Source organism: Pseudomonas sp. Marseille-Q7302, assembly GCF_965111925.1.
Genome location: NZ_CBCOPK010000001.1, coordinates 1,090,617 through 1,107,500, shown reverse-complemented (window position 1 = coordinate 1,107,500; position 16,884 = coordinate 1,090,617). Strand labels below are relative to the sequence as shown.

Here is a 16,884-nt window from a genome sequence, read left to right as displayed (position 1 = left end):
CGCGTACGGTCGACCACGAAGACCACCACGTCCACATCGCGTAACGCGGTGACGGCCGTCTTGTTCATGAAGCGGTTGAGCGCCTTCTGGTTTTCCTTGTGCAGACCGGGAGTGTCCACATAGATGGTCTGCACCTCACCCTCGGTCTTGATGCCGAGCATGTTGTGACGAGTGGTCTGCGGCTTGCGCGACGTGATGGCGAGCTTCTGCCCGAGGATATGATTGAGCAGCGTGGACTTGCCGACGTTGGGACGACCCACGATGGCCACATAGCCGCAGCGCGATGCCTTCAGCTCATCATTCATGACCATTCTCCACGCCCAGGGCGATCAAGGCCGCCGAGGCGGCTATCTGTTCGGCGATCCGGCGGCTGGCGCCCTGCCCTGTCGTCTTTTCATTGAGCATGGCGATCTCGCATTCGACAAAGAAGACCCGGCAGTGCGGTTCGCCTTCGATGGCGACCACTTCGTAGCGCGGCAGGTCACAGGCACGTGCCTGGAGAAACTCCTGCAGTCGGGTCTTGGGATCCTTGTTGGTATCCACCGGCGTCAGCTCGCGCAACTGGGGGCCGAGCCAGGCCATTACCCGGTCCTTGGCGGCATCCATGCCGGCATCCAGATAGATGCCGCCGATCAGGGCTTCCATGGCATCGGCCAGGATGGACTCGCGGCGAAAGCCACCACTTTTCAGCTCACCGGAACCCAGGCGCAGGTAATCGCCCAGTTCGAAGCTGCGGGCGAGCAGCGCCAGGGTCTCGCCTTTCACCAGCTTGGCCCGCAAACGGGACAGCTGGCCTTCGCGAGCCTGGGGGAAGTGATCGTAGAGGGCTTCACCGATGATGAAGTTGAGAATGGCGTCGCCGAGGAATTCAAGGCGTTCATTGTTACGACCGGCAAAGCTGCGGTGCGTAAGGGCGAGCAGCATCAGGTCCGGGTCCTTGAAGGTATAACCCAGCCGACGCTCGAGGCGATCTAGAGATAAAGTCACGGGAGATTTATACGGAAATCACGATTGAAACGAACGACCAGATCGATGTTGCGGATCAGGTGTTCACGTTTTTCATAGTCGAGGCGGATCTGCAGATGGTTGCCGTCGGCTTCGACGCGCATGGCCTTTTGCAGATCGAGATCACGGATGTCGTTCACCTGCATACCCTTCCCCACGTAGCTGTAGACGTCGGACACGCTGCGAATCTGGTTATCGGGATTGTCGCCGATGGATTCGATGACCTTGGTCAGAGCATTGTAGTCCAGGTAATGGGGAACGAGCTTCATGGCCGTACTGGCCAGGAAGGCAATGACGCAGAGTGCGAGCAGACCGCCCAGAAACGACAGCCCCTGCTGGCGGGACGGAAGGCGAGGCACTCTGCGCTCAGTCATCTGATGATACCTACACGGGACAGGGTGGGCATGCTCTGCAGCTTGGGCTCAGGCCAGCTCAGCCAGACGGCGAACGCCTTGCCGACGATGTTGCGGTCCGGAACCATGCCCAGCAGATCACGGGGAATGTTGGGATCGTCCCAGTAACGGCTGTCATTGGAGTTGTCGCGGTTGTCGCCCATCATGAAGTAGTGCCCCGCCGGCACCTTCCATTCGTGGTCGGGCTCCATGCGGTAGCGGGTCATTTCTTCGCGGATCAGGTGCTCGGTCTTGCCGAGTTGCTCCTTGAACAACTTGACGCTGCCCAGGGACCCCGGCTCGTCGCCCACCAGCTGCTTGCTGACGAGTTGGCCGTTGACGTACAGCTGCTTGTCGCTGGTGTAGCGGATGCTGTCGCCTGGCACGCCGACGACGCGCTTGATGTAGTTGACGCTGGGATCGCTGGGATAGCGGAACACCATGACGTCACCCCGTTGCGGGTCCCCGATCGGAATGACCTTGAGGTCGACCACCGGCAGGCGAATACCATAGGCGAATTTGTTCACCAGGATGAAATCGCCCACTTCCAGGGTCGGCTTCATGGATCCCGAAGGAATCTGGAAGGGCTCGACCAGGAACGACCTCAGGATCAGCACGATGGCCAGTACGGGAAAGAAGGACTTTCCGTACTCGACCAGCGCCGGCTCCTTGTTCAACTGCTCCAGTACTGCAGGATCAGGCTCGCCGACCTGCTGCCCGTAGGTCTGGATCGCCTTGCGCCGACGCGGCGCGAGCACCAGCAGATCGATGAGCGCCAGGGCGCCACAGATGGCGACGGCGAGTACCAGCAACAGAGGGAAGTTCAAAGACATGGGCTTTAGCTATCCACCTTGAGCACGGCCAGGAAGGCCTCCTGAGGAATCTCCACGCTACCGACCTGCTTCATGCGCTTCTTGCCCGCCTTCTGCTTTTCCAGCAGCTTGCGTTTACGGGAGACGTCACCACCGTAGCACTTGGCCAGAACGTTCTTGCGTAGTGCCTTGACGGTGGTACGGGCGACGATCTGACCGCCGATGGCCGCCTGGATCGCCACGTCGAACATCTGCCGCGGGATCAGCTCCTTCATCTTTTCGGTCAGGGCGCGACCCTTGTAGTGCGCCTTGTCGCGATGGACGATCAGGGCCAGGGCATCGACCTTCTCACCGTTGATGAGGACGTCGAGCTTGACCAGGCTGGCGGCTTCGAAGCGATCGAAGCTGTAGTCCAGCGACGCATAGCCGCGGCTCACCGACTTCAGGCGGTCGAAGAAGTCCAGCACCACCTCGTTCATCGGCAGGTCGTAGCTGACCTGCACCTGGCTGCTGAGGAACTGCATGTCGCGCTGGACGCCACGCTTCTCGATGCACAGGGTGATGACGTTGCCCAGGTGCTCCTGGGGTACCAGGATGTTGGCGCGCACGATGGGCTCGCGCATCTCGGCGACGGAGGCGAGGTCAGGGAGCTTGGACGGGTTGTCGACATAGATGGTGCTGCCATCCTTGAGCACCACCTCGAAGACCACGGTCGGCGCGGTGGTGATCAGGTCGAGATCGTATTCGCGCTCCAGGCGTTCCTGGATGATCTCCATGTGCAGCATGCCGAGGAAGCCGATGCGGAAGCCGAAGCCAAGGGCCTCGGAGCTTTCCGGCTCGTATTGCAGGGCCGCGTCGTTGAGAGTGAGCTTCTGCAGCGCTTCGCGAAAATCCTCGAAGTCGTCGGAGCTGACCGGGAACAGACCGGCATAGACCTGCGGCTTGACCCGCTGGAAGCCCGGCAACATGGCGACATCCGGCGTAGCGCTGAGGGTCAGGGTATCACCGACCGGAGCACCAAGGATTTCCTTGATACCGGCGATGATGAAGCCTACTTCACCGGCCTTCAGATCAGCCATCTCGGTGTGCTTGGGCGAGAAGACGCCGACGCTGTCGACTTGGTGCACCTTGCCGGTGGACTTGACCAGGATCTTGTCGCCCTTCTTGACCCGACCGTGCTTGACGCGCACCAGCGAGACGACGCCCAGGTAGTTATCGAACCAGGAGTCGATAATCAGTGCCTGCAGCGGCGCGTCGATCTCGCCTTCCGGCGGCGGAATGACCTTGACCAGTTGCTCCAGCACCTCGGGTACGCCCATGCCGCTCTTGGCACTGCAGGGCACGGCGTCGGTGGCATCGATGCCGATGATGTGCTCGATCTCGGCCTTGACCTTGTCCGGATCGGCCTGGGGCAGATCCATCTTGTTCAGCACCGGCATGACCTCAAGGCCCTGCTCGATGGCGGTGTAGCAGTTGGCGACCGACTGGGCTTCCACGCCCTGCCCCGCGTCCACCACCAGCAGCGCACCTTCGCAGGCGGCCAGCGAGCGGCTGACTTCATAGGTGAAGTCGACGTGGCCAGGGGTATCGATGAAGTTGAGCTGGTAGGTCTTACCGTCTTCGGCCTTGTAATACAGCGTGACGCTGTGGGCCTTGATGGTGATGCCGCGCTCACGCTCGAGATCCATGGAATCCAGGACCTGGGCCTCCATTTCTCGGTCGCTCAAACCACCACACATCTGGATGAACCGATCCGCAAGCGTCGACTTGCCGTGATCGATGTGGGCGATGATGGAGAAATTGCGGATATGGCTCAGATCACTCACGAATCAGCACTCGAATAGCCAGCGGCGGAACATCCGCCGGGAAAATAGCGGGGGAGTTTACCTGAATGCGGCAAACAAGGGAGACTCCGCCGTTCGAGCGGACAAAAAGAAGGGGCGGTCGTCCGCCCCTGCTCTCCTGCCTTGCCGTTACTTGCCCGGCAGCTTGAAGGTGATGAAGCTGGCGCGGCCATCACGCACTACGCGCATCGAGATGGAACGTCCGGCCGGCAAGGCAGAGGTGATCTTCTCGAAGGCCTTGGCCGAATCGATGGGCTGGTTGTTCAGGTGAGTGATGACATCGCCCGGACGCAGGCCAATGGCTGCGGCAGGACCATCGCCGCTGAGCTTGTTGATCACCACGCCACTCTGGAGGTCCATGGCCTTCTTCTGCTCAGGGGTCAGATTGGCCACGGCGATACCCAGGCGATTGCTGGCACGATCAGAGCCGGGCTCGCCACCGGAAGCGGCCTGGTCATCCTTGGGCATGTCGCCCACGGTGACGCTGAGGCTCTGGCGCTTGCCTTCGCGAATGATCTCCATGTCGGCCTTGGCACCCGGTTTGAGATTGCCGATCAGGTGCGGCAGGTCGGCGGATTCTTCGATTTTCTGGCCGTTGACCGAGAGGATGACGTCACCGACCTTGATCCCGCTCTTGGCGGCAGGGCCGTCGTCCAGAATCTGGGCGACCAGGGCGCCGGCAGGGCGATCCAGACCAAAGGACTCGGCGAGATCCTTGTCCACTTCCTGGATGACCACACCCAACCAGCCACGACTGACCTTGCCTTCTGTCTTCAGCTGATTGGCCACGTTCATGGCGACGTCGATCGGAATGGCGAAGGACAGCCCCATGAAGCCACCGGAGCGGGTGAAGATCTGCGAGTTGATCCCGACCACTTCGCCTTTCAGGTTGAACAGCGGGCCACCGGAGTTACCCGGGTTGATGGCCACGTCGGTCTGAATGAAGGGCACATAACTTTCGTTAGGCAGGCTGCGTCCCTTGGCACTGACGATACCGGCAGTCACCGAGTGATCGAAGCCGAAGGGCGAGCCGATGGCCAGTACCCACTCGCCAACCTTGAGCTGATCGGAGTTACCCAACTTGAGGGTGGGCAGGTCCTTGGCATCGATCTTCAGCAGAGCCACGTCGGTCCGGGGATCCGCGCCGATCAGCTTGGCGGTGTGATCGCTGCGATCGGATAGACGCACCAGGATCTCATCGGCATCGGCGACCACATGGTTGTTGGTCAGGATGTAGCCATCGGGCGAGATGATGAAGCCGGAACCCAGCGACTGGGCCTGCTCCTGCTTGCCACGCGGGCTGCGCGGCATCTGCGGGATGCTGCGTTCGAAGAATTCACGAATGCCTGGCGGCAGGCCTTCCAGGTCGGGCATGGTCATGGCGCCAACGCCACGGCCTTCGGGAATCTTTTGGCGGGTGCTGATGTTGACGACGGCGGGAGACGCGGCCTCGACCAGACCAGTGAAATCCGGTAGATCGGCCCGAGCCATGGCCGTCAGTCCCATCAGCCAGAGCCCTAGCAGGGCAGCGGTGTAATGCTTGAAATTGCGCATGCGCATGCAGCTCCACTCTATCCAATGACTTGAACACATCGCTAGCGGACTGCCCTGCCCCGAGGGGAAGCACAGTCAGAGACGACTGGCAGCAGGAATATCACGCCCTTGCTGAACGATAGCTTTCGAAGCATTTTGCTGCCTGAAGGAAAACTTGCAGACGAAAAAAAACGGTGCCCGGAACTGGACGTCCGGACACCGTTTCGAGGTGAAGCCAGCGGATCAACGCTGGGCAGGGGTTTCCTGCTTTTCACCTACAGCAGACTGATCAGCTTTGACCTCAGCATTGGCCTTGGTGCTTTCCTCGCTGAAGCTGGCCAGTACGGCCGGGCTACGAGCGGGTTGCGGCACGGTCAGCTGGCTGGGTGCCTGCTGGGCCAGACCCTGGGTGGAAACGTCAGACTGGTTGTATACCTTCACGCCAGCCAGTACGGCAAAGGTCACGGAGGCTGCTACCGCAACCCGACCCAGGCTCGACCAACGACCCTTGCTGACTTGGGCAGCAACGGGAGCTGCCGGAGCCACAACGGCTTCGTCACGCTCCAGCGTGGTGGTGACGCCCTTGGCGATGTCCAAGTTCGGCATCATGGGCTCGCCGCGAATCACGGCACTGACCATGGCGTAGCGCGACCAAGTGGCGCGCAGTTCCGGGTCCTTGCTGACCTCGGCGATGACACGCCGGGTTTCGAATTCGTCCGCTTCGTTATCCATAACAGCGGACAGGGATTCCAGCAGGGCTTCACGACTCATACGTATTACCTCTCTAAAAGCTGTCGCCGCTGTCTATGCATCACGCAGCAAGGGCTGCAATGCTTTGTCTATCGCTTCCCGAGCTCGGAAAATCCGAGACCGGACCGTTCCCACGGGACATTGCATAACATTGGCAATGTCCTCGTAGCTGAGGCCTTCGAACTCACGAAGGGTCAGCGCGGTACGCAGATCTTCCGGGAGCTGCTGGATGGTCCGGTGCACGGTGGCCTCGATCTCATCCCGCAAAAGGGACCGCTCTGGGGACTCGATATCCTTTAGAGCATGGTCGCCTTCATAAAATTCCGCATCTTCGGCGCTGACGTCGCTGTCCGGTGGACGACGACCCCGGGCAACCAGATGATTCTTTGCCGTGTTGATGGCGATACGATAAAGCCATGTGTAGAAAGCACTATCACCGCGGAAGTTCCCGAGCGCGCGATAGGCCTTGATGAAAGCCTCCTGCGCGACGTCCTGAGCTTCCTGGGTATCGTGGACAAAGCGCACGATCAGACCGAGGATCTTGTGCTGATACTTGAGCACCAGCAGGTCGAAGGCACGCTTGTCACCGCGCTGCACGCGCTCGACAAGTTGTTGATCCTGCTCCTGCGTGGGCAGGGCTTGCTTGCTGTCCTTGGCTTGCAGCTCGGTATCGTCCTTGCTTTCACTATCGACGCGCGCTGCTAGACTGGGCTGTTGCACGTAAGTTCTCCCCTCCACAGCAGTTGATGAGCGAGCGCTGGATGGCTGCTGATCGCTCCTGGGTGTCACTGATTTAGCTTTGGCAGATGTCCCATTCTCGTTCAGGCACTCCGGCCATACGGATGGGCAATTATCTGTACATAGACCGCACACGAAGCCTGCGAGTTCCCTGACCGTACCTGCGCGATGGCTATGCCGTCAGCCACCTTGTTCCTATACTCGCCGTCTCGCTGAGAAGGAATCGTCATGGCGCGTCATCTGGAGTTCGATGTTCTGGTAATCGGCAGTGGCGCGGCAGGCCTCACGCTCGCGCTCAACCTGCCGGCAACGCTGTCGATCGCGGTGCTGAGCAAAGGTGAGCTGGCCCAGGGGTCGACCTACTGGGCGCAAGGTGGCGTCGCCGCCGTGCTGGACGAGGGCGACACCGTCGAGGCGCACGTTCAGGATACCCTAGTTGCGGGCGCCGGGCTGTGCAACGAAGCCGCCGTGCGTTTCACCGTGGAGCACAGTCGCGAGGCCATGCAGTGGCTGATCGACCAAGGAGTGCCTTTCACCCGCGAACCGGATGCCGCCAAGGGTGGCCTGGGCTTTCACCTCACCCGTGAAGGCGGCCACAGCCACAGGCGGATCATCCATGCCGCCGATGCCACCGGCATGGCGATCTTCGACACCCTGCTGCGTACCGCCGAAGGTCGCCCCAACATCCAGTTGCTGAGCCAGCGTGTGGCGGTGGATCTGGTCACCACCGAAAAGCTTGGTCGTCCGGGCGCGCGCTGCCTGGGCGCCTATGTGCTGGACCGGACCAGTGGTCAGGTGGATACCCTGCACGCACGCTTCACCGTGTTGGCCACGGGCGGGGCCAGCAAGGCCTACCTCTATAGCACCAACCTGGACAGCGCCAGTGGCGATGGCATCGCCATGGCCTGGCGCGCCGGCTGCTCGGTGGCCAACCTGGAATTCAACCAGTTCCATCCGACCTGCCTTTACCACCCTCATGCGCGGAGTTTTCTGATCACCGAAGCCCTGCGCGGTGAAGGCGCCGTTCTGCGCCTGCCGGAGGGTGAGCGCTTCATGCCACGCTTCGACGCGCGCGCCGATCTGGCACCCCGGGACGTAGTGGCCCGCGCCATCGACCATGAGATGAAGCGCCTTGGCATCGACTGCGTATTCCTCGATATCAGCCACAAGCCGGCGGACTTCGTGCAGGAGCACTTCCCCACGGTCTATCGCCGCTGTCTCGAACTGGGCATCGACATCACCCGCGATCCGATACCCGTGGTGCCTGCCGCGCACTACACCTGCGGTGGCGTCCGCGTCGACGAGCATGGCCGCTCGGATCTCGCCGGCCTCTATGCCATCGGCGAAACCAGCTGCACCGGCCTGCATGGCGCCAATCGCATGGCCAGCAATTCGCTGCTGGAATGCTTCGTCTATGCCCGTTCGGCAGCCCTGGACATCCAGGCGCAGGAGGCGCGGATTCCGATGCCGCACGACCTGCCCGACTGGGATGCCAGCCAGGTGACTGATTCCGACGAGGACGTGGTGATCGCCCACAACTGGGATGAACTGCGGCGCTTCATGTGGGACTACGTCGGCATCGTGCGCACCACCAAGCGGCTGGTGCGCGCCCGCCATCGCATCCGGCTGCTGATGGACGAGATCGACGAGTTCTACAGCAACTACAGGGTGAGCCGTGACCTGATCGAATTGCGCAACCTGGCGCAGGTGGCGGAACTGATCATCGAGAGCGCCCTCACCCGCCAAGAGAGCCGTGGCCTGCACTTCACCCTGGATTATCCGCAGACCGACGGCTGCGCCCGGGACACTATCCTGGCGCCGCGAACCGGCGTGGCGCGAAGCGAAGCCTGACGCGCAGGCGGCGGTGGGCGTCCGCCGACAAGCTGTCGCGGGCAATGCAGAGACTGCGAGGGAATCTTTCGCCAGGCAGGCGATAGCGCAGGACCACCAGCAGCGGCAACGCCAGGCTGTCCGGACGCAATTGGACGTCCTGCCAGCCGCTGGCGGGCGACCAGAGCTGCCAACCTTCCGTGCCATGGCGCAGGCGTCGGGGCACCGTGGGATGACGCTGCTGGAGCTGGCGATAGCGCACGTGGTGCCAGGACCAGAGCACCAGCAGCGTCAGGAGAGGCTTGAGCGTCCAGGGTATGGCAGCGAGCCAGAGACAGGCCCCCGCGGCGAAGGCAGCCAGGGTGTGCAGCCGGAGGAGCGCCGGGGAGGCGCTCCTCCGGCATTCGAAGGGCTCAAGCCGGCTGGACACGGTCCAGGATCATGCGCACGATGATCTGCAGGTCAGCGTCTTCCGGTTCACCGCGCTGCATGAACCAGTGGAACATGTCCTGATCCTCGCACTCGAGCAGCTTGCGATAGCGGGCCTGGTCTTCCGCGCCCAGGGAGGAATAGACCTCCTTGACGAAGGGCACCAGCAATACATCCAGTTCCAGCATGCCGCGACGGCTGTGCCAGTACAATCTGTTGAGTTCGGTAGCTTCGGTACTCATGGGGACTCCTGCGACAATCGGCGCAGTATAAGCCCGAAGCGCCCCGCCGCGCAGTGCGCCTGACATTCACCCCGGGCGCGCCTATGATGAGCGGCTTCACTCGACACGGAGCTGCTGCCGCAATGGCCGACTCGCCGTATTTCTGCCGCTTGACCCACGAAGGCGTCCTGGCCATCCGCGGGGTCGACGCGACCAAGTTTCTCCAGGGGCAGGTGACCTGCAACCTCAACTATCTCGCTGACGACCTGGCCGGCCTGGGGGGTCGCTGCACGCCCAAGGGGCGGCTGGTGTCCAGCTTCCGCATCGTCAAGCAGGCCGATGGCTATCTGCTGGCGATGGCACAGGAGCTGGTCGAGCCCTTGCTGACCGACCTGAAGAAGTACGCGGTCTTTTCCAAGTCGACGCTCGCCGACGAAAGCGCCCAGTGGCAACGCCTGGGTCTCTCCGCCGCCGGCTTTACCAGTGCCTATCCCGCTGTGGCGCTGGGCGCGCAGGCCAATGCCGTGGCGCCGCTAGACGGCGGCTTCGCCCTGCGCCTGGAGGATGGCCGGGTCGAGCTCTGGCTCACCGCGGAGACGAGCGCACCCGAGCTGCCTGAGGTCGGACTCGACACCTGGCTGTTGGCGCAGGTGCGCGCCGGCGTCGGCCAGGTGTTTGGCGCGACCCACGAGCTGTTCGTCCCGCAGATGATCAACCTGCAGGCATTGGACGGCGTGAGCTTTCGCAAGGGCTGCTACACCGGCCAGGAAATCGTCGCTCGCATGCAGTACCTGGGCAAGCTCAAGCGACGGCTCTACCGCCTGGCCGGCAGCGAGCAGCCCCCTGCCGTGGGTACCGAGCTGTTCTCGCCGGTCCACGGCAGTAGCGTGGGCGAGGTGGTGCTCGCCGCGTCGAGCAGCGAAGGCTGCGAATTCCTGGCCGTGCTTCAGGGCGATGCGGCCGAGGATGGCCGCGTCTCGGTCGGCAGCTCGGACGGGCCAAACTGCCGTTTACTCGATTTGCCCTACTCACTCGATAGCGATCGTGAAATAAAGCGCTGAAGGTTGGGATCGCCTTTCCGCTCCTCACACAGGTATGTCATGACTCCTCTTGCTGAAAAAGTTGTTCAGGATCTTCTCCACGCGATAGACACCGATCGCGTGGTGTTGCCCACGCTTCCCGAGGTGGCATTGAAGGTCAGAGAAGCGGCCGAAGACCCCGACGTGGGCGTCGCCGAATTGAGTCGCGTGATCGCCATGGACGCGGCCCTGACGGCGCGCCTGATCAAGGTGGTCAATAGCCCGCTCTTGCGGACCAGCAAGGAGATCACCGATCTGCAGATGGCGGTGGGACGGCTGGGTATCAACTACACGGCGAATCTGGCCACGGGCCTGGCCATGCAGCAGATGTTCCAGGCCACCAGCGATGCCGTGGATCGCAAGATGCGCGAGGTCTGGAGCCAGGGCACCGAGATCGCCGCCATCAGCCATGCACTGTGCAAGAAGTACACGCGCCTGATGGCCGATCGCGCCCTGCTCGCCGGCCTGGTACACCAGATCGGCGTGCTGCCGATCCTGACCTATGCCGAAGAGCAGGAAGACCTGCTGGCCAACGCCATCACCCTCGACCAGGTGACGGCACGCATTCATTCGCAGATTGGCGAACGCATCCTCAAGGTCTGGGATTTTCCCGCGGACATCGCCTGCGTACCCCGCGAGTACCTGGCACTGGAGCGTCAGCCCGCGACGGCCGACTACGCCGACATCGTGCAGATCGCCACTCAGTTGTACGCCCAGCGCCAGGGTCAGGAAGGTTCGATCCAGACGCTGCCTGCCGCCATCCGCCTGGGGCTGAACAATCAGCCCGACCCAGCCAAGGATCCAGCCTTCTGGGACGCAGTGGAACAGTCGCGCACCCTGCTCGGCTGACCCTAGACGTCCTCGGCGGGAAATTCGATCCGCACCCTTAGCCCACCGAGCGCGCCGTCCAGCAACTGGATGCGTGCCCGGTGCGCGGCGCAGATCTCTCCGACGATGGCGAGGCCCAGACCGGCGCCACCGGATTGCATATCCAGGCGCTGAAAGCGCTCGAAGACCTTTACCCGGGCATTGGCCGGAATGCCGGGACCATCGTCCTCGACCTCCAGAACCGCCGGTGCCAGTACCCGCACCACGATATTGCCGCCTGGCTCGCTGTGAGCCAGGGCATTTTCCACCAGGTTGCAGAGCAACTCGTTGAGCAGCGTGGGCTCGCCGATCACCCATGCCTTGGCAAAGGGCTCGAAGGCCAGGGCGACGCCCTTGGCATGGGCCAGCGGTGCCAGCGCCATGGCCAGTTCCCGCGCCAGCTCACCGAGTTCCAGCCGCTCGGCACCACCCTCGGCGATGGCCTGGGCCCCGCTCTCGATCCGTGCCAGCGACAGCAACTGGTTAGCCAGACGTGCCAGGCGGTCGGTGCTGGTGCGGGTCTCTTCCAGGGTGCTGTACCAGGCGTGGGGCTCCCGCTCGCGCAGGCCAAGCTCGACCCGGGCCTTGATCGCCGCCAGCGGGGTGCGCAATTCGTGGGCGGCGTTGGCGATGAAATCGGCCTGGCGCTCGAACAGCCGCCGCAGGCGCAGGGTGAAGCCTTCCAGGGCATGCACCAGCGGCAACAGCTCCTGGGGTGCGCGCACCTCGGGTAATGGACGCAGATCGTCCACGCCGCGCTCCTCCACCGCCTGGCGCAAGCGCTCCAGGGGACGCAAGGCGGCACCCACCGCCATCCACACCAGCAGAATGGCGCCCAGCCCCAGCAGGCCAAGCCGGATCAGGGTGTCGGTAAGCAGGCTGCGGGCGACGTCTTCGCGTGCCTCGGACGTCTCGGCGACGCGGATTTCGGCCATGCCGGTAAGGTCCGGCTCGCTGACCGGCTGAGCCAGGCTGACCACCCGCACGTCCTTGCCGCGATAGCTGCCGTTGTAGAAGCGAGCGAGCGCTGGATACTCGCGAGTCAGGGCGGTACCTGGCGGTGGCGAGGGAATCTCCTCATAGCCGGAGATCAGCCGGCCACGAGTATCCAGGACCTGGTAGTAGATGCGCCCCACGTTGTCGTAGGCGAAGTTGTCCAGGGCGATGTAGGGCACATCGGCGCGCAGGATGCCGTTGCTGGCCGACAACCCGGCGGCGATGGTGCGCGCCGATGCCAGCAGCGTACGGTCATAGGCGACGTCGGCCAGGCGCCGGCCATTGAGATAGGCCGCCAGGCTGCTGATCGCCAGGATGACCGCCAGCAGCACGACCAGACGCAGCAGCAGCCGGCCACGCAGGCTGCCCGCCGCCTTCACCACGTCAGCCATGCTGCTCTTCCAGCAGATAGCCCAGGCCACGGAAGGTGACGATGCGCACGGCGCCGGCCTCCAGCTTCTTGCGCAGCCGGTGCACATAGATCTCGATGGCTTCGGGACTGGCCTCTTCGTCCAGGCCGAAGACCTGGGCCGCCAGCTGCTCCTTGCTCATGACCCGGCCGGGGCGGGCGATGAGCGCAGCCAGCACGGCGTGCTCGCGAGACGTGAGCGACAGGGCCTCCTCGCCCAGGGTGAAGCGCGAGGTATTGAGGTCGTAGATCAGCGGACCACAGCGCTGCTGACGATCCCCGCCCAGGACGCTACGACGCAGCAAGGCCTTGACCCGGGCTTCCAGCTCGGTGAGTTCGAAGGGCTTGGCCAGGTAGTCGTCGGCGCCGAGGTTGAGGCCCTGCACCCGGTCCTTGACTTCGCCCCGGGCGGTCAGCATCAGCACCGGCAGCCGATCGCCGCGCTCGCGCAGCCGGGCCAGGACCTCGAAGCCGTCCATGCGCGGCAGGCCGACATCGAGGATGGCCAGCGCATAGCTTTCGCTCTGCAAGGCCAGGTCTGCGGCCACGCCATCGTTGAGCAGATCGACGTTGAGACCGGCATTCTTGAGGGCCTGGGCGACGCTTTCGGCCAGTGGCGGATGATCTTCGACCAGTAGGATGCGCACGCTGACAGCTCCCGCTCAAAAGATTCGAGTTTACCGGATAGCGGCGCGCCGGCCTGCTGCCCGGCGCGCACATTCGTTGCCTTGCAAGACTGAAAGGCTGGTGAAAGCTTGGCGGTCTAGAGTGAAAAGTAGCGGTACTCACACCGCCTCTTGCTTGCCCAAGCGCCACCCCTGGTCGGCCAACAACAATAACAAGCGGAACGGCACCTATGCTCGTCCTCCTGGCACCTCGCCTACCCTCATTCCGTCCATTCGTTGCATCGCCTCCCTGGCGAGCTTGAGCCCTGTCCGCCTGTCAGCTTCTACACAATTACAAAAGGAAGATGTCGATGAGCACCACGCTACGCAACCTCACCCTGACCCTCGCCGCCTCGCTGCTGCTGTCCTCCCAAGCGATGGCCGAACCCAAGCGTCCCGAATGTATCGCCCCGGCGTCCCCCGGCGGTGGCTTCGACCTGACCTGCAAACTGGCGCAAAGCGCGCTGGTGGAAAGCAAGTTGCTGGAAAAGCCCATGCGCGTGACCTACATGCCCGGCGGCGTGGGTGCAGTGGCCTACAACACCGTGGTGGCTCAGCGCCCGGCCGAAGGCGGCACCATCGTGGCCTTCTCCAGCGGTTCGCTGCTCAACCTGGCTCAGGGCAAGTTCGGTCGCTTCGATGAGAAGGCCGTGAAGTGGCTGGCTGCCGTCGGCACCAGCTATGGCGCCATCGCGGTCAAGGCCGATTCGCCCTACAAGACCCTGGGTGACCTGGTCGAGGCGCTGAAGAAGGACCCGAGCAAGGTGGTGATCGGCTCCGGCGGTACCGTGGGCAGCCAGGACTGGATGCAGACGGCGCTGATCGCCAAGGCGGCGGGCGTCAATCCCAAAGACCTGCGCTATGTAGCTCTGGAAGGCGGCGGCGAGATCGCCACCGCACTGCTGGGCGGCCACATCCAGGTCGGCAGCACCGACATCTCCGACTCCATGCCCCACGTCGAGAGCGGTAACATGCGTCTGCTCGCGGTCTTCGCCGAAGAGCGTCTGGACGAGCCGGCGATGAAGGACATCCCCACCGCCAAGGAGCAGGGCTTCGACATCGTCTGGCCGGTGGTGCGTGGCTACTACCTCGGCCCGAAGGTAAGCGACGAAGACTACAACTGGTGGAAGACCAGCTTCGACAAGCTGCTGGCCTCCGATGACTTCGCCAAGCTGCGCGACCAGCGCGAACTCTTCCCCTTCGCCATGACCGGCCCCGAGCTGGATGCCTATGTGCAGAAGGAAGTCGCCCGCTATCGCGGCATGGCCAAAGAGTTCGGCCTCATCCAGTAACCCGGCGAAGGCGGCGCCCCCGGGCGTCGCCTGCGGAGTTTTCCTATGCTTCTCAGACGTCTTTTCCTGGTGGTCTGGCTGCTGGCGGCCCTGGCGATGATCTATGTCGGCTGGCAGTACCATGCACCCTTCTCCTACGAACCGGTCGGTCCGCGCGCCTTTCCCCTGCTGGTGCTGGGCATGCTCGTCCTCGGCCTGATCTACCTGATCATCAAGCCCGGTCACACCGAGGAAGAGCCCACCGACGGCCCCACCACAGTCAGGGTCGTACTCTGCATCCTGGTACTGCTGGCGTTCGCGATGCTGTTCGAGCCGCTCGGTTTCATTCCCAGCGCGGCCATCGCCGGCATTGTCATGGCCCGTCTCTATGGTGGCCGCTGGCTGCCCAGCATCATCATCAATGGCCTGCTCGCCATAGTGCTGTACATCCTCTTCGACCGCTGGTTGGACGTGCCGCTGCCGCTCGGCATTCTCAACGGCCTGGAGTTCTGATCGATGGATACCCTACATTTCCTCGCGCAAGGATTTGGCATCGCCCTGACGCCGACCAATCTGATCATCGCGCTGGTCGGCACCCTGATCGGTACCGTGGTCGGCCTGCTGCCCGGTCTGGGCCCGATCAACGGCGTCGCCCTGCTCATTCCGGTAGCCTTCGCCCTGGGGCTGCCGCCGGAATCGGCGCTGATCCTGCTGGCTGCGGTCTACCTGGGTTGTGAGTACGGTGGCCGGATCTCCTCGATCCTGCTGAACATCCCCGGTGAAGCCTCGACCCTGATGACGACCCTCGACGGCTACCCCATGGCACGCAAGGGCCTGGCCGGTGTCGCCCTGTCATTGTCGGCCTGGAGCTCCTTCATCGGCGCCTTTATCGCCACCTGCGGCATGGTGCTGTTCGCTCCGCTGCTGGCCAAATGGGCCATCGCCTTCGGTCCTGCCGAATACTTCGTGCTGATGGTGCTGGCCATCGTCGCCCTGGCCGGCATGGCCGGTGACAAGCCGATGAAGACCCTGGTCGCGGCGCTGCTCGGCCTGTTCCTGTCCACCATTGGCATCGACGCCAACAGCGGCGTCTATCGCTTCACCTTCGACAGCATCCATGTCGCCGACGGCATCCAGTTCGTGGTTCTGGTCCTGGGCCTGTTCTCGGTCAGCGAGGTGCTGTTGCTGCTGGAAAAGACCCACCAGGGTCAGGTCGCGGTCAAGGCCACCGGGCGCATGCTGTTCAATCTGAAAGAAGCGCGCCAGGTGTTTTTCATCAACCTGCGCTGTGGCTTGGGCGGCTTCATCATCGGCGTCCTGCCGGGTGCCGGTGCAACCCTGGCCAGCGCCCTGGCCTATATGACTGAAAAGCGTATTGCCGGCAGCTCGGGCGAATTCGGCAAGGGCGACATCCGTGGCCTGGCCGCACCGGAAACCGCCATCGGCGCCTCCTGCTGCGGCGCCATGGTGCCCATGCTGACCCTGGGCGTACCGGGCTCCGGTACCACCGCGGTGATGATCGGCGCCCTGACGCTGTACAACATCACTCCCGGCCCGCTGCTGTTCGAAACCCAGCCGGACCTGGTGTGGAGCCTGATCGCCTCGCTGTTCATCGCCAACGTGATGCTGCTGGTGCTGAACGTGCCGATGATCAAGGTCTTCACCCAGATCCTCAACGTGCCGAACTGGTCACTGGCCCCCGCCATCGCCATCATCACGGCGATCGGTACCTACGCCGTTCACGCCACCACCTTCGATCTGATCCTGATGGTCGCGGTCGGTATCCTCGGCTACATCCTGCGCAAGCTGGACTTCCCGCTGTCGCCCCTGCTGCTGGGCTTCATCCTGGGTGGTCTGATGGAGCAGAACCTGCGCCGCGCGCTGTCGATCTCCAACGGCAGCCTGGACATCCTCTTCCATAGTGGTATCACCCAGGGCATCTGGGCAGTAGTGGTTATCATGCTGCTGCTACCGGTACTGCGCATCTGGCGTCGCCGGCGTCAGCTCAAGGCAGCGGCGGTCTAAGCCTCAGCCCTGTCACCC

General features: G+C 63.2%; 18 protein-coding genes (1 of these 18 cut by a window edge). 6 read left to right on the top strand and 12 right to left on the bottom strand.

From position 1 onward, the window contains the following. The 8 genes from era to rpoE all read right to left on the bottom strand — a co-directional run. Positions 1 to 305, bottom strand: the beginning of a protein-coding gene (era, locus tag ACWPW1_RS05190; protein ID WP_454252489.1) for a GTPase Era. It extends 601 nt beyond the left edge of the window; 305 of the gene's 906 nt are visible here — the first part of the coding sequence; it begins with the start codon at positions 303 to 305; its stop codon lies beyond the left edge, outside the window. Continuing rightward, positions 298 to 987, bottom strand: a complete 690-nt coding sequence (gene rnc / locus ACWPW1_RS05185) for a ribonuclease III (RefSeq protein ID WP_007161997.1) — start codon at positions 985 to 987, stop codon at positions 298 to 300. Before rnc ends, era begins: the two co-directional genes overlap by 8 nt. After that, positions 984 to 1,379 (bottom strand): DUF4845 domain-containing protein, encoded by a 396-nt coding sequence (locus ACWPW1_RS05180; protein ID WP_059313748.1) that lies wholly within the window; start codon positions 1,377 to 1,379, stop codon positions 984 to 986. Before ACWPW1_RS05180 ends, rnc begins: the two co-directional genes overlap by 4 nt. After that, the gene (lepB, locus tag ACWPW1_RS05175; RefSeq protein WP_059313747.1) at positions 1,376 to 2,230 is read right to left on the bottom strand and encodes a signal peptidase I; all 855 of its coding nucleotides are present in this window, start codon (positions 2,228 to 2,230) and stop codon (positions 1,376 to 1,378) included. The genes ACWPW1_RS05180 and lepB overlap by 4 nt, the downstream gene beginning before the upstream one ends. A gap of 5 nt (positions 2,231 to 2,235) precedes the next feature. Beyond that, entirely contained in the window at positions 2,236 to 4,035 is a 1,800-nt protein-coding gene (gene lepA / locus ACWPW1_RS05170) for a translation elongation factor 4 (protein ID WP_454252488.1), read from the bottom strand. A 147-nt stretch (positions 4,036 to 4,182) separates the two neighbouring features. Continuing rightward, entirely contained in the window at positions 4,183 to 5,607 is a 1,425-nt protein-coding gene (locus tag ACWPW1_RS05165; protein ID WP_454252487.1) for a DegQ family serine endoprotease, read from the bottom strand. A 222-nt stretch (positions 5,608 to 5,829) separates the two neighbouring features. Beyond that, a complete protein-coding gene (locus tag ACWPW1_RS05160) occupies positions 5,830 to 6,357 on the bottom strand; it encodes a sigma-E factor negative regulatory protein (protein WP_059313745.1) in 528 nt (175 codons plus the stop codon). A 33-nt stretch (positions 6,358 to 6,390) separates the two neighbouring features. Next, positions 6,391 to 6,972 carry an RNA polymerase sigma factor RpoE gene (gene rpoE / locus ACWPW1_RS05155; RefSeq protein ID WP_026083736.1) on the bottom strand — a complete coding sequence of 194 codons (582 nt, stop codon included), beginning with the start codon at positions 6,970 to 6,972 and terminating at the stop codon, positions 6,391 to 6,393. A 330-nt stretch (positions 6,973 to 7,302) separates the two neighbouring features. Between rpoE and nadB the strand changes: the two genes are divergently transcribed. Continuing rightward, positions 7,303 to 8,925 carry an L-aspartate oxidase gene (gene nadB / locus ACWPW1_RS05150; protein WP_454252486.1) on the top strand — a complete coding sequence of 541 codons (1,623 nt, stop codon included), beginning with the start codon at positions 7,303 to 7,305 and terminating at the stop codon, positions 8,923 to 8,925. Here the strand turns inward: nadB and ACWPW1_RS05145 are convergent. Together ACWPW1_RS05145 and ACWPW1_RS05140 are read right to left on the bottom strand one after the other, a co-directional pair. After that, the gene (locus tag ACWPW1_RS05145; RefSeq protein WP_454252485.1) at positions 8,882 to 9,334 is read right to left on the bottom strand and encodes a protein YgfX; all 453 of its coding nucleotides are present in this window, start codon (positions 9,332 to 9,334) and stop codon (positions 8,882 to 8,884) included. The two genes, nadB and ACWPW1_RS05145, sit on opposite strands and share 44 nt — an antisense overlap. After that, positions 9,318 to 9,575 carry an FAD assembly factor SdhE gene (locus ACWPW1_RS05140; RefSeq protein ID WP_027603054.1) on the bottom strand — a complete coding sequence of 86 codons (258 nt, stop codon included), beginning with the start codon at positions 9,573 to 9,575 and terminating at the stop codon, positions 9,318 to 9,320. Before ACWPW1_RS05140 ends, ACWPW1_RS05145 begins: the two co-directional genes overlap by 17 nt. A gap of 122 nt (positions 9,576 to 9,697) precedes the next feature. On the opposite strand from ACWPW1_RS05140, the gene ygfZ reads away from it, so the two are divergent. After that, on the top strand, positions 9,698 to 10,615 hold the full coding sequence (gene ygfZ, locus ACWPW1_RS05135; RefSeq protein ID WP_454252484.1) for a CAF17-like 4Fe-4S cluster assembly/insertion protein YgfZ: 918 nt from the start codon (positions 9,698 to 9,700) through the stop codon (positions 10,613 to 10,615). Positions 10,616 to 10,654: 39 nt separating this feature from the next. Beyond that, positions 10,655 to 11,482, top strand: a complete 828-nt coding sequence (locus ACWPW1_RS05130; RefSeq protein ID WP_454252483.1) for an HDOD domain-containing protein — start codon at positions 10,655 to 10,657, stop codon at positions 11,480 to 11,482. Between the two features lie 2 nt (positions 11,483 to 11,484). Here the strand turns inward: ACWPW1_RS05130 and ACWPW1_RS05125 are convergent, their stop codons facing one another. Further along, positions 11,485 to 12,876 carry a sensor histidine kinase gene (locus ACWPW1_RS05125; RefSeq protein ID WP_271655901.1) on the bottom strand — a complete coding sequence of 464 codons (1,392 nt, stop codon included), beginning with the start codon at positions 12,874 to 12,876 and terminating at the stop codon, positions 11,485 to 11,487. A 4-nt stretch (positions 12,877 to 12,880) separates the two neighbouring features. Beyond that, the gene (locus ACWPW1_RS05120; RefSeq protein ID WP_007161984.1) at positions 12,881 to 13,552 is read right to left on the bottom strand and encodes a response regulator; all 672 of its coding nucleotides are present in this window, start codon (positions 13,550 to 13,552) and stop codon (positions 12,881 to 12,883) included. A 329-nt stretch (positions 13,553 to 13,881) separates the two neighbouring features. Between ACWPW1_RS05120 and ACWPW1_RS05115 the strand changes: the two genes are divergently transcribed. Genes ACWPW1_RS05115 through ACWPW1_RS05105 form a run of 3 tightly spaced genes read left to right on the top strand, consistent with a single transcriptional unit; the run spans position 13,882 to position 16,866 of the window. After that, a complete protein-coding gene (locus ACWPW1_RS05115) occupies positions 13,882 to 14,862 on the top strand; it encodes a Bug family tripartite tricarboxylate transporter substrate binding protein (protein WP_208694169.1) in 981 nt (326 codons plus the stop codon). Positions 14,863 to 14,907: 45 nt separating this feature from the next. Then, entirely contained in the window at positions 14,908 to 15,354 is a 447-nt protein-coding gene (locus tag ACWPW1_RS05110; RefSeq protein WP_271654003.1) for a tripartite tricarboxylate transporter TctB family protein, read from the top strand. A gap of 3 nt (positions 15,355 to 15,357) precedes the next feature. Further along, positions 15,358 to 16,866: a tripartite tricarboxylate transporter permease gene (locus ACWPW1_RS05105; protein WP_208694167.1), complete on the top strand. Its 1,509-nt coding sequence runs from the start codon at positions 15,358 to 15,360 to the stop codon at positions 16,864 to 16,866. Positions 16,867 to 16,884: the final 18 nt, after the last annotated feature.